The 12,191-nt window shown below is 64.7% G+C and carries 9 protein-coding genes; 3 read left to right on the plus strand and 6 right to left on the minus strand.

Going from position 1 to position 12,191, the window contains the following annotated elements; genetic code table 11:
* Positions 1-120: 120 nt before the first annotated feature.
* The 3 genes from AC3WJE_RS04115 to ppa form a co-directional block, all read right to left on the minus strand.
* The gene (locus AC3WJE_RS04115; protein WP_493729505.1) at positions 121-3,135 is read right to left on the minus strand and encodes a TonB-dependent receptor; all 3,015 of its coding nucleotides are present in this window, start codon (positions 3,133-3,135) and stop codon (positions 121-123) included.
* A 245-nt stretch (positions 3,136-3,380) separates the two neighbouring features.
* Positions 3,381-4,499 (minus strand): HDOD domain-containing protein, encoded by a 1,119-nt coding sequence (locus tag AC3WJE_RS04120; RefSeq protein ID WP_493729506.1) that lies wholly within the window; start codon positions 4,497-4,499, stop codon positions 3,381-3,383.
* Between the two features lie 155 nt (positions 4,500-4,654).
* Positions 4,655-5,191 carry an inorganic diphosphatase gene (gene ppa / locus AC3WJE_RS04125; RefSeq protein WP_493729507.1) on the minus strand — a complete coding sequence of 179 codons (537 nt, stop codon included), beginning with the start codon at positions 5,189-5,191 and terminating at the stop codon, positions 4,655-4,657.
* 196 nt (positions 5,192-5,387) lie between these two features.
* On the opposite strand from ppa, the gene AC3WJE_RS04130 reads away from it, so the two are divergent.
* The gene (locus AC3WJE_RS04130; protein WP_493729508.1) at positions 5,388-5,858 is read left to right on the plus strand and encodes a hypothetical protein; all 471 of its coding nucleotides are present in this window, start codon (positions 5,388-5,390) and stop codon (positions 5,856-5,858) included.
* A 53-nt stretch (positions 5,859-5,911) separates the two neighbouring features.
* On the opposite strand, the gene AC3WJE_RS04135 is transcribed toward AC3WJE_RS04130, so the two are convergent.
* Positions 5,912-7,942, minus strand: a complete 2,031-nt coding sequence (locus AC3WJE_RS04135; protein WP_493729509.1) for a sodium-translocating pyrophosphatase — start codon at positions 7,940-7,942, stop codon at positions 5,912-5,914.
* 246 nt (positions 7,943-8,188) lie between these two features.
* Here AC3WJE_RS04135 and AC3WJE_RS04140 point away from each other — a divergent pair, with 246 nt between their 5' ends.
* Entirely contained in the window at positions 8,189-8,704 is a 516-nt protein-coding gene (locus AC3WJE_RS04140) for a hypothetical protein (protein WP_493729510.1), read from the plus strand.
* Between the two features lie 126 nt (positions 8,705-8,830).
* On the opposite strand, the gene AC3WJE_RS04145 is transcribed toward AC3WJE_RS04140, so the two are convergent.
* Together AC3WJE_RS04145 and AC3WJE_RS04150 are read right to left on the minus strand one after the other, a co-directional pair.
* Positions 8,831-9,631, minus strand: a complete 801-nt coding sequence (locus tag AC3WJE_RS04145; RefSeq protein ID WP_493729511.1) for a hypothetical protein — start codon at positions 9,629-9,631, stop codon at positions 8,831-8,833.
* Between the two features lie 167 nt (positions 9,632-9,798).
* The gene (locus AC3WJE_RS04150; protein ID WP_493729512.1) at positions 9,799-11,058 is read right to left on the minus strand and encodes a 6-phosphofructokinase; all 1,260 of its coding nucleotides are present in this window, start codon (positions 11,056-11,058) and stop codon (positions 9,799-9,801) included.
* Between the two features lie 148 nt (positions 11,059-11,206).
* Between AC3WJE_RS04150 and AC3WJE_RS04155 the strand changes: the two genes are divergently transcribed.
* Positions 11,207-11,770, plus strand: coding sequence for an adenylate kinase (locus AC3WJE_RS04155; RefSeq protein ID WP_493729513.1), 564 nt, complete (start codon positions 11,207-11,209; stop codon positions 11,768-11,770).
* Positions 11,771-12,191: the final 421 nt, after the last annotated feature.

Genomic DNA, 12,191 nt, shown 5'->3' on the forward strand with positions numbered 1-12,191 from the left:
CACGAAAAAGGACACCCGCACAAGGATGTGCGGTGCCTCTTGTGAGGGACTCACAAAAAAGAAGAGGGCGGGCCGCAAGGCCCGCCCTCTTGCTTTTGCCGCTGGTGAGGCGGCAGCTGCTTACCAGTCGTACTGGACTTGCAGACGCGCAGTACGCGGGTCGGTGTAGTACTTGGCGACCTTGTAGTTGTAGTACGTGGTGATGGTGCCGGCCGAGTTCTGGCTGAACTTGGTCTCGTAGACCTGCAGCGGCTTGATCGAGTTGAACAGGTTCATCACCGAGAGCTGCATGCTCAGTCCTTCCGCCCACGACGGCTTGTACACCACGTTCGGGCTGAAGTTGACCGTCCACGGCGTGCGGCCGGCGCTTCCGACCTTGGAGATGTCGTCCTCGCCGACGTTGCAGGTGTGGAAAACACCCGCATAGCCGTATTCGGTGCCGAACGAGCCGTAACCGCCGCCGAGGCAACTGATCGGTGCACCGGACTGGACCAGCACGTTCACGCCCGCCTGCCACTCGTCACTGAACTTGTAGGCACCGTAGAGCTTCAAGCTGTGGCGGTGGTCGTTGAACAGGTAGCCATTGGCGCCGTACGTCAGTTCGGCGAAGTCGAAGTCCGACGTCGTGCCGGTATCGGACTGGCCGTTGGTGCTCTTGACCAGGCCTTCGTAGTTGCCCTGCAGCTTGGACCAGGTGTAATTGATGCTGGCATACCACTTGTCCGTGCTCTTGTCGGCGCTCAGCGTGACGGCCTTGTAGGTGCGCTTTGCCTTGTCGCCCAGTGAGGAGCCCGGTACCGTGATCGTCTCGGCGGTGCCGTCGCCATCGACGTCGAGGGTCAGCGTCATGTTCTCGCCCGGGTTGTACAGCCAGCAGCCGGGCAGATTGCTCGGGACACTCCACTCGTCGTCCCAGTTGGACAGATCGTAACCAGCTGCTTCTGCAGCGTCGTAGACGGCGCGCGAGTCGCAGGTGTCATCGATCACGTGGTTGATGCGGCGGTAGGTCGCCTTGATGCCGACGGTCCATGCGTCCAGCCAGTCATGGTCCGACGCGAGCTGGTGCTGGTAACCCAGGATCAGCTCATCCTGCGTGTAGGGCTTCAGGTTCTTGCTGGTCACTGCCTTGGCATCCGGCGTTGAGCCGTTTTCGCCATTGACCACGTAGTCGTAGGCGCCGTTGCCATACGAACCGGTCACGACGGGCACGCCGGTGGTCGCATCCACGCCACTGTAGGTGTAGTAGCTGGCGGTGTAGTAGGACGCGCTGGCAGCACGCATCGCCACGTTGGCGGCGATCGGCAGCGAGTAGCGGCCCAGCGAGCCGAACAGCTTGTCGCGACCATCACCTGCAATGTCCCACGAGAAGCCGGTGCGCGGCTGCCAGATGTTGTCCTGCTTGACGAAGGAGGCGCCGGACGCATTCTTGTTGTCGAACGAGTCGTTGCGGACGCCGTAGTACAGCATGAAGTTGTCGGTGATCTGCCAGTGATCGTCCAGGTACCAGGACTTCTGGTTGATCTTGACGGTGCCGCCGGTACGGAAGTTGTACAGCAGCGCGTACTTCGCGTAGATCAGCCAGTAGGCGCCGGCCGAGTAGGCGCGGCCGGCCTTCGAGGTCCAGTCTTCGTTGCTGTAGCCGAACCCGATCTTGTGGTCGCCGAGCTGCCACTCCAGGTCCAGGCGTGCGTTCTTGCGGTCGTTGTAGCCGTCCTTCATGTTGACGCTGCTGGTCACCGCGCAGCCGAGCTGGCTGCCGGATACGTACGAGTACACGTAGGGGCAGGCACCGGTCGAACCGTTGATGTCGCCGTCGTAGTAGCTCACCACACCGCTCGGACTGACCGTGAACTGCGAGTTCCGGTTGTGCATGTGGCCGTACTGCAGCGATGCGGTCAGGTCGTCGGTCAGATAGCTCGTCCACTTGAAGATGTCGGTGCGACCACCGGTCTTGTTGACCTGCTTGCCGAGATACGAGGTCTTGGAGGCTTCAGCATCGGCAGCGGTGCTGCTGTAGGCCGCCTTGTAGTAGTCGTAGGTGTAGCGGCGGCTGTTGTCGAAACCGGTGTACTCGATGTGGTTGCTTTCGTTCGGGTACCAGTCGAGCTTGATCAACTTGTAGGGCGTCTTGGACTCGTAGTCGTAGACCGTGGTCGACACCGAGGTGGGTGCGCTGCCGGTGGTGCTGGTGGCGGTGCGTGCACCGTAGACGGTGGTGTTGGACTGGCTGAACTGGCCGAGTGCGAAGACGAAAAGCTTGTCTTCGATCAGCGGGCCGCCGACCCACGCGGTGTAGGCGTTGGAGCTGGAATAGTTCTTGTCGGAAGACTGGAAGATCGAGCCGTCGCTCATGTAACGGTCCGGCTGCTTGGAGGTCAAGCTGTCGGGCACGCCGGTCCAGCTGAAGCCGCCCTTCCATTCGTTGGTGCCGCGCTTGACGTTGACGCTGGTCACGCCGCCGGTGGAGAAGCCGTACTTGGCGCCGTAGCCACCGGTCTGGATGTCGAGCTGATCGATCGCCTGGAACGGTACTTCCGAGAAGGACAGGCTGTCGTACAGATTGGTGACGTTGAAACCGTCAACGTAGTAACTGTTCTCCGCCGCCGAGGCGCCGCCGAACGAGGCCGGCCCGAAATAGCCGCTGCTGGCGACCGTACCGGGCGTCAGCAGCGAGACGCTGGTGACATCGCGCGGCACCGGCAACGTGTTCAATTGATCGGCGGTGAAGGTAGTGCGCGACTCGACGCTGGTGAGATCGATCGAGTTTCGCCCCGTGCCGCGTACGACCACCGTATCGAGGCTGGTGGCATCGGCGAAGGTTGCGGTCGCAGCCTGGCCGGCCACGACGGTTACGGTGGTCTTGTGGGTACTGCCGGTTTGCCCCAACACGGTCACCTCATACTGACCGGTCGGTAGCGAGGACACCCGGAACTTTCCATCCGATCCGATGGATACGTCGCGGGTCACGCCTGAGTTCAGGCTCTTGACCTGGATCTTTTCGCCTTGCGAGGCCGGGACAGTGCCGACGATGTCGCCGGACGTGCTCTGGGCCCACGCGGTGCCCTGGCCGAGCGTAGTAGCCAATACCACGGCCAATACGGTGCGCTTCAGCGCAATGCTGTTCTCTCGTTTCATGTAATCCCCTGGGTGGTAGAGACATCGGAAAAGCCGATGCCGTGGCGGCGTCACTCCGCGATATGAACTGCGGTGGAATGACGGCAACGGAAACTTAACAACCCGTGGGCATATTTATATTTTGTTCATGAACATTAATTGCCATGAGATGGCAACTTTGTTGCATGCAGGCATAAAAAGGCCCGACTGCAAAGCCGGGCTTCTTGAAAAGCGTGAATTGAATGGAGCGGCGCGCGAGCGCTCGATCAAACCTCGCTGGTCTGCCCCGACAGCGTCTCCGCCTGCTCCTGCCAGAGCGGCAGGCGCGCGATTACGCCGACCTTGGCCAGGTACTCCTCGTTGACCGGTTCGCCGCTGGCCAGTGCGGTTGCGACGTGCACCGCGCCGGTCACCCAGAAGCTGCGCAGGCTCGAACGCTGCGGCTGGCGGTGCAGGGCCACTGCTTCGATGATCGGCATCGGCAGGCCCCACAGGCCGAGCAGGTAGGCGCCGGCTTCGGTGTGGCCTGGGCGCGTGTCATCCTCGGTCGCGGAGTGCTGACGCTCATCGCGTACGCCCGGCAACAACAGGCCGATGTCGGCCAGCAGTGCCGCGGTGGCACCGAGTTCGGCGCTGGACTGCGGCAGCATCTTGCTGGCGATGCGTGAGGCCAGCAGGGCACGACGCTGCATCGCGGCGCGCTCGGCCGGCGACAACGTCGATACCGAGAACACCTCGCTGGCCAACACCAGGTCGCGCAGCGTGGAAACGCCCAGGCGAGTGACCGCCGTGCGCAGGTCGGTGATCGCGCGGCCGCCGGAGAAGAACGCCGAGTTGCACAGCTGCAATACCTTCGCCGCGACTGCCGGATCGCCGGCCACCAGCCGGGCGATGTCGGCCGCATCGCTGGTGTCGTTTTCCTCCAGGGCATGCATCAGCCGCATGTACAGGTGCGGAGGCGAGGGCAGTTTCTCGATGCGGCCGATCGCGCTGCGCAGGCGCGGGTTGTCCAGCAGCTCGCGCAGCTCTTCTAGGCTGGTGATCGCCTCGAGCAGGAATTCCGGTGGCAGCGGCAACGGCAGGAAGCGATGGGCCACACCGATGACGCGCGCTGCGGGCGTGCGATTGCCCTCGCTGGCTTCGAGCAGGGCGATCCGGATCGTCTCCGGACGCAAGGTGCGGATCTGGCCGAGCAGGGTGGCCGGCGTCAGGTCGGGCAGCGATGGCGCGACGATGACCGCATCGAACGGCGATTGCGCAGCCGCGGCGATTGCGGCATTGCCATCCGGCACCTGCTGGGCATGCCAGTCATCGCCAAGATCACGGATATAGCTCGCCAGCTCCGGCGGCAAGCGGGTTTCGTCGCCGACAAACAGGATACGCAAGGCATTTCCCCAAGATCGGGCCGGCGGTGATGACGGCCTGGATTACATCGGCAATGTACCCAATCCATTGGGGTGGGTCATCGGGAGCACGCGCGAAACGTGATCCGATCACCAGAGCAACCGGTCCAGCCAGGGCCGGACCGGTCTTTCGAAACTCAGACCGAGTCGGCCTGATAGCGATCAACGGCTTCGAGCAGGATCTGCTTGGCTTCCTTGGCGCCGCCCCAGCCATCGAGCTTGACCCACTTGCCCTTCTCCAGGTCCTTGTAGTGCTCGAAGAAGTGGCCGATGCGTTCCAGCCAGTGGCTGGACACCTGCTCGATGTCCTCGATGTGGGCATAGCCGGAGAAGATCTTGGCGACCGGCACGGCCAGGATCTTCTCGTCGCTGCCCGCCTCGTCGCTCATCTTCAGCACGCCGACCGGACGGCAGCGCACCACCGAACCCGGTACCAGCGGCAGCGGCAGCACCACCAGCACGTCGGCCGGATCGCCGTCGCCGCACAGGGTGTTGGGCACGTAGCCGTAGTTGCAGGGATAGCGCATCGGGGTGGACAGGATGCGGTCGACGAAGATCGCGCCGCTGGCCTTGTCCACTTCGTATTTGACCGGCTCGGAATCCTTCGGGATCTCGATGACGACGTTGATTTCTTCCGGCACGTTCTTGCCGGAGTTGACCAGTTCCAGACCCATGCGCTAGCTCCGAAGCTTGCAGTGATGTGATGAGGCGGCCAATTCTACGCGTTCGGCTGTTGCGCTGCAGCGTGGTGGGTCGGTGTTTCCCGACCGGGTCTGCCTGTCATTTCCGGCTTACGGGCGAGGAGGGAGCCGATATCCGGCGGCTTTGCCGTTGGCGATGCTGGCTTCCCCCTCAAACAGGAAGTGGCAGATGCGCAAGGGAATGGGTATGGCCGGTGTATTGGCGGTGTTGCTGGCGGGTTCAGCAACGGCGGCGGAACCGGGATATGTCGATGTGGTCGACTATCCGGGCAACAGCGAGGGCTGGGAGGCTTTCTACCAGGTGCAGCGTGGCCTGGGGCGAGATTTCGACGCGATCTGCGGGGACACGTTCTGCGAGGGCGAATACAGCGACTATCGGCCGCTGCGCCTGCGTTGCTCGGTCAATCGCGTCAGCGGCGTGATGCGGCAGTGCACGTGGACGTTTGCGGCCAGCGAGATCAGCGTCGAGCCGCGCACCGGACGTCTGCTGATCGACACCCGGACCTGGAACTGTCCGCTCGCATTGCCACGGGGTTTGACCCAGCCGGAATTCCTTCAGGCGTTGGCCGTGCAACAACCGCTGTTCGAACCGTTGCCTGGCGGACAGCCGATCTACGAAAGCCTGATCGATTGTTTGTGACCGTTGACTCCCCTCTCCCGGTGAGCGGGAGAGGGGAGCGCAACCAGCTCCGGTCAGAGCAGCGGCACCATCAGCAATGCCACGATATTGATGATCTTGATCAGCGGATTGATCGCCGGCCCAGCCGTGTCCTTATACGGATCGCCGACAGTGTCGCCGGTCACCGCGGCCTTGTGCGCCTCGCTGCCCTTGCCGCCGAAGTGGCCGTCCTCGATGTACTTCTTGGCGTTGTCCCAGGCGCCGCCGCCGGTGGTCATCGAGATCGCCACGAACAGGCCGGTGACGATCGTACCGATCAGCAAGCCGCCGAGCGCGCGCGGCCCGAGCAGCAGGCCGACCACGATCGGGATCGCTACCGGCAACAGCGAGGGCAGGATCATTTCCTTGATCGCCGAGCGGGTCAGCATGTCCACCGCACGGTCGTACTGTGGCTTGGCGGTGCCTTGCATGATTCCGGGGATCTCGCGGAACTGGCGTCGCACTTCCTCGACCACCGCACCGGCGGCGCGGCCCACCGCTTCCATTGCCATCGCGCCGAACAGGTAGGGAATGAGGCCGCCGATCAGCAGGCCGATGATCACCGTGTGGTCGGACAGGTCGAAGGCGAATGTCTCGCCCGGATGCGCGGCCTGCAGGTTGTGGGTGTAGTCGGCGAACAGAACGAGTGCTGCAAGCGCCGCCGAGCCGATCGCATACCCCTTGGTCACCGCCTTGGTGGTGTTGCCGACCGCGTCGAGCGGATCGGTGACCGCGCGCACCTCCGGTGGCAGCTCGGCCATTTCGGCGATGCCGCCGGCGTTGTCGGTGATCGGGCCATAGGCGTCGAGCGCGACCACCATGCCGGCCATCGACAGCATCGCGGTGGCGGCGATCGCAATGCCGTACAGGCCGCCGAAATGGAACGCGCCCCAGATCGCCGCACACACCGCCACCACCGGCAACGCGGTCGATTTCATCGACACGCCCAGGCCGGCGATGATGTTGGTGCCGTGGCCGGTGGTGCTGGCCGCGGCCACGTGTTGCACCGGCTTGTAGTTGGTGCCGGTGTAGTACTCGGTGATCCACACGATCAGGCCGGTCAGCACCAGGCCGATCAGCGCGCAGGCGTACAGCGCGCCGGCACCATGGGGCGAGTCGGCCATCAGTTGCGTGGTGATCGGCCAGAACGCGATCGCGGCGAGTGCGCCGGAAACGATCAATCCCTTGTACAGCGCGCCCATGATCGAGCCGCCTTCGCGGGTCTTCACGAAGGTCGCGCCGATGATCGAGGCGATGATCGAGGCACCGCCCAGCACCAGTGGGTACAGCACCGCGTTGCGGCCCACTTCGGCGGTCATCAGCCCGCCCAGCAGCATCGTGGCGATCACCGTGACCGCGTAGGTCTCGAACAGGTCGGCGGCCATGCCGGCGCAGTCGCCGACGTTGTCACCGACGTTGTCGGCGATCACCGCCGGGTTGCGCGGATCGTCCTCGGGGATGCCGGCCTCGACCTTGCCGACCAGATCGGCGCCGACGTCCGCACCCTTGGTGAAGATGCCGCCGCCCAGGCGCGCGAAGATCGAGATCAACGAGCTGCCGAATGCCAGGCCGACCAAGGCATGCAGCGCCTGTTCGGTACCTACGCCGAGGTGGTGGGTCAGCACGGTGTAGTAGCCGGCCACGCCGAGCAGGCCCAGTCCGACCACCAGCATGCCGGTGATCGCACCGCCGCGGAACGCCACGTCCATGGCCGCGCCGAGCCCGCGCCGTGCCGCTTCCGCGGTGCGTACGTTGGCGCGCACCGAGACGTTCATGCCGATATAGCCGGCCAGGCCGGACAGCACCGCGCCGATCGCGAAGCCGATCGCGGTATGCCAGCTCAGGAACACGCCGACGACGAAGAACAGCACGATGCCGACGATGCCGATGGTGAGGTATTGCCGGTTGAGGTAGGCGCGTGCGCCTTCCTGGATGGCGCCGGCGATCTCCTGCATTCGCGCATTGCCGGCCGGTTGTTTCAGGACCCAGCGTGCCGATACCACGCCGTAGAGAATCGCAAGCAGTGCGCAGCCCAATGACAGCGCCAATCCGTACTGTTCCAGCATGACCCCTCCCAAGGATGATGGATATCGTCCAGCCAAGGGACGAACGAGGGACGTGGCACGGCGAGTGAAACTGCGAAAACGGACTCGTCGGCCTGGGGCCAGAAGCTCACGTCGCGATGTTCATGCTTGCCTGGATCGGGGTCGAGTATGCGCGCGGGGGTGCGGTACCGCTACTGCGCGGCTTTTCCGGAAGGTTCAGTCATGCCGTGACAGCCTGCTCGCCCCTCACTCCCAAGGAGCTCTGCGATGGACTTTCGTCAGCTCGTACTGGCGGGCCTGCTGCCGGTCACCAGCCTGGCCATGGCTGCCGATCCCGTGCCCGAACTGCAACGTCCGGTCGGAACGCCGCAGGCGGTGGGTGCCGTGCATACGCTGCGGCAGATTCCCGAAGCCTGCACGCGACTGGAAGGGGTATTCACCGGCGATGCCGCGCAGCCCTACACGTTCACGACGGTGCGCAGCAGCCCGACCTGCCAGCCGCGCGCGCGCTTCGTCGATTTCGACAAGGCCGCCCCGAGCGAAGCCAGTGGCTGGAAGCTCAACGACGTGATCCGCGTGCCGAGTGCGCAGTGCCCGTCGCAGCAGGCGGTGGTGAGGGTCTGGCGCAAGCCGGCGGACAATACGCCGCAGCTGGATGGGCAAGGGCAGTCGCGTATCTATCTGGAGGATGCGAAGAAGCAGGCCGCCGCCGGGCAGATCGCACGGATTCCGATCCCGCTGTTCGCCGCACAGATGAAGGTCGAAGGCAAAGCCTGCCGGTGATGCCGCTCGCCTGAGTCGATGTCCGTCCGACCTGCAGGCTTGGGACAGTTCGGCATCCAATGAAAAGGCCCGGACGGTCGCAACCGCCCGGGCCTCGATGTAGCGATGATGCTTTGCGCGCCGGGCTCAGCTGCCCTTGCAGTCCTTCAGCCAGAGCACGCGACCCAACTGGTCGTAGTGGTCGACCACGCCGATCAGGGTGACCTTCTCCTTCGGACGCAAGGCCAGCGCGTAAGCCGCCTGGCTCGGCGCGAAGGCGCAGGTGATGGCGACGCGTTCGAAATCGATGCCGCCTGAACCGTCACCGGTCATTTCAAAACCGGTGTTGTAGGTGCCGCCGCTCTTGAGCACGCCGTTGATCCGGCCGGTGATGGCGTAGGTCTTGCCCTGGTAGCGGGGCTCGATCGCGGCCGGGTTGTCCTTGTGCTGGTTGCGCAGCTGGAAGCCGAACTTGTCGGCGGTGATGCTGACCGTCGATGCCTGCGGCGTGGACTGAGCGAACTGCTCGCCGGCCTTGCCGGGCTTGATCTGGGTCAGCAGCGTGCACATCTCCGCACGGATGCTGTCGGCCTTGGCGAAGGCGCCCTTGTTGAGCTTGACCATCATGCCCACCGTGCCGGTGCCGGCCTCGTGGGTGGCGCTGATGATGATCGGGATCGGCTTGTGGGAGAAGGTCTCCGGTTCTTCGATCAGCATCGAGCCACCTTCGGCATCTTCGCTGAGCACATCCATGTTGGCGCCCTTGGCGATCACGCGCATCTGGCCGATCGCGCTCTGGACGCTCAAATCGGGCAGGCTGACCGAGGTGGTGTAGGTGGTCCCCGTGATGGGGTTTCCCTTCTTCTGAAAGTTGTCCTCGCAGGTGGACGCGAGGGCGGGAGCCGCCGCTGCGAGCAGCAGCACGGCAAACAGAGGTTGGCATTTCATTCGGTACGGTCCTTGTCGGCTCCCGCGAGTGCGGGGAGTGGAGTCGCTGCATGGCAATGGCGAAGACCAGCAAGCCTTGCTGGCCGGGCGGATTGTATGGACCGCTAGAGCGGGCCGCAATTGCGGCCCTGTGTCCGTCCGAAATGCAGCGTCCTTCCGAAGCCTTGTCAGGCTTCCTGCCAGGCCGGCAGTTTTTTCCTGATCGCCACGTTCTTCAGCGCCACATACCTGGGCAGGCCGTCACTGCCATATGGCAACGGCGCCTCGCCCTTGATCAGCGGGGCGAAATAGCGGCGCGCGCGCTCGGTGATGCCGAAGCCGTCCTTGCTCAGGAAACTCGGCGGCATCTTGCGCTCGGCGTTGGCGACCTTGCTCAGCGGTGCCGGCTCGATCTTCCAGCGGTACGGTGCGTCCGAACTGCGCACGATCACCGGCATCACCGCGTTCATGCCCTTCAGCGCGTACTGCACCGCAGCCTTGCCGACGGCCTGCGCCTGTTCCCAGTCGGTCTTCGAGGCGATGTGGCGGGCCGAGCGTTGCAGGTAGTCCGGCAGCGTCCAGTGCACTTTGTAGTCAAGTTGCTGCTTGACCCGCTGCGCGAGATACGAGGCCACGCCGCCAAGCTGGGCATGGCCGAAGGCGTCGGTGCCGCCACCGGCGTCGGCGACGAAGCGGCCGTCGGCGGTGTGGATGCCCTCGCTGGCCACCACCACGCACCAGCCGACCTTCTTCACCACCGCGTCGACCTTGGCCAGGAATGCCGCCTCGTCGTACGCGCGCTCGGGCAGCAGGATCACCTGCGGCGCCTCGTTCGGCGATTGCCCGGCCAGCCCGGCGGCGGCGGCCAGCCAGCCGGCGTGACGGCCCATCGCCTCGTAGATGAACACCTTGGTCGAGGTCTCGGCCATCGCCGCCACGTCCAGCGCCGCTTCGCGCACCGACACCGCGGTGTACTTGGCCGCCGAGCCGAAGCCGGGGCAGGTGTCGGTGATCGCCAGGTCGTTGTCGATGGTCTTGGGCACGCCGATGCAGTGCAGCGGGTAGCCGAACGCCTCCGCCAGCTGCGAGACCTTCCATGCGGTGTCGGCCGAGTCGTTGCCGCCGTTGTAGAGGAACCAGCGCACGTCGTGGGCGCGCAGCACCTCCAGCAGGCGTTCGTACTTGGCCCGATCGGCCTCCAGCGACTTGAGCTTGTAGCGGCACGAGCCGAACGCGCCGCCCGGCGTGTGCGCCAGTGCGCGGATCGCCGCGATCGACTCCTTCGAGGTATCGATCAGTTCCTCGCGCAGCGCGCCGAGGATGCCGTTGCGCGCGGCCAGCACCTTGACCTTGCGGGCGCGGGCCTCGCCGATCACCGCCGCGGCAGTGGCATTGATGACGGCGGTGACACCGCCGGACTGGGCATATAACAAGGTGCCTTGGGCCATAGGGACGAAGCTCCTGGGTCGCGGGACAGTGCCGGGACATTGCCCGGATGCGGTAAGCTGAAAGCCGTTGCGGCGCAACGATGGCGATTCCCCCGAGTCTAACGCCGCGCGCCGCCCCCCATTCTCACGTACGTATGGAGTCATATTGATGCGATTGGTTCTGTTGGGCCCGCCCGGCTCGGGCAAGGGGACGCAGGCGGCACGCCTCAAGGAAAAGCTGCAGGTTCCGCATATCTCCACCGGCGATCTGCTGCGCGCCGAAGTCGCCGCCAGCACGCCGCTCGGCCTGCAGGCCAAGGAAGTGATGGCACGCGGCGAGCTGGTGTCCGACGACATCCTGCTCGGCATGCTCAAGTCGCGCCTGAGCCAGCCGGACGCCGCCAAGGGCTTCATCCTCGACGGCTATCCGCGCAACCTGGCCCAGGCCGATGCGCTGACCCGGCTGCTGGCCGAGATCGAGCAGCCGCTCGACGCGGTGGTGCAGTTGGACGTGGCGACCGAGCTGCTGGTCGAGCGCATCGCCGGCCGCGCCAAGGCCGAGGGTCGCGAGGATGACAACCCGGAGTCGGTGCGCAAGCGCCTGCAGATCTACAACGACTCGACCGCCCCGGTGATCGGCTTCTACGAGCAGCGCGGCACGCTGGCACGTGTGGACGGCGTGGGTTCGCTGGATGAAGTGCTCGATCGGATAACCACCGCGATCCAGGGCTGAGCGTCGCCGGCCGGGATAGGTTTCCTGGCCGGAACATCCGGCGACAAAGGTTGTTCGGCGGAGCTTCCCCGAGGCAACCAGGGTATGGCCGGCTGCCAGGACTCATCCGCAAACGAAAAGCCCGGCACTGAGGATGTGCCGCGTTCTTGTGAAGGACTCACAAAAAAAAGAACCCCGGTGCTGCATGGCAGTACCGGGGTTTGTTGTAAGCGCCAGTGGTCGAGCTTGCTCAGGGCCCCGCAGCATGAGCTCCCTTGGGGATGGCCTCTTGGGGAGTAGGACCGATCGGGATACTGCGACTGGCGTGGAGAATTGTGTCAATGAATGGGTCCTGGCGATATCGGGGAGTTCCCGACAGGCGGTCAGAATTCCCTGATGCGCTGCCGGGCGGTTTTCCGGTGCCGGGGCCAGCCGTCCCGGG

This window comes from Pseudomonas sp. GW821-FHT07E12 (genome assembly GCF_058986605.1).

What these genes read in the sequence shown, in the direction of transcription:
- AC3WJE_RS04115 (WP_493729505.1), bottom strand. Translation starts at nt 3,135, where the DNA reads ATGAAACGAGAGAACAGCATTGCGCTGAAGCGCACCGTATTGGCCGTG.
- ppa (WP_493729507.1), bottom strand. Translation starts at nt 5,191, where the DNA reads ATGGGTCTGGAACTGGTCAACTCCGGCAAGAACGTGCCGGAAGAAATC.
- AC3WJE_RS04130 (WP_493729508.1), top strand. Translation starts at nt 5,388, where the DNA reads ATGCGCAAGGGAATGGGTATGGCCGGTGTATTGGCGGTGTTGCTGGCG.
- AC3WJE_RS04135 (WP_493729509.1), bottom strand. Translation starts at nt 7,942, where the DNA reads ATGCTGGAACAGTACGGATTGGCGCTGTCATTGGGCTGCGCACTGCTT.
- AC3WJE_RS04140 (WP_493729510.1), top strand. Translation starts at nt 8,189, where the DNA reads ATGGACTTTCGTCAGCTCGTACTGGCGGGCCTGCTGCCGGTCACCAGC.
- AC3WJE_RS04145 (WP_493729511.1), bottom strand. Translation starts at nt 9,631, where the DNA reads ATGAAATGCCAACCTCTGTTTGCCGTGCTGCTGCTCGCAGCGGCGGCT.
- AC3WJE_RS04150 (WP_493729512.1), bottom strand. Translation starts at nt 11,058, where the DNA reads ATGGCCCAAGGCACCTTGTTATATGCCCAGTCCGGCGGTGTCACCGCC.
- AC3WJE_RS04155 (WP_493729513.1), top strand. Translation starts at nt 11,207, where the DNA reads ATGCGATTGGTTCTGTTGGGCCCGCCCGGCTCGGGCAAGGGGACGCAG.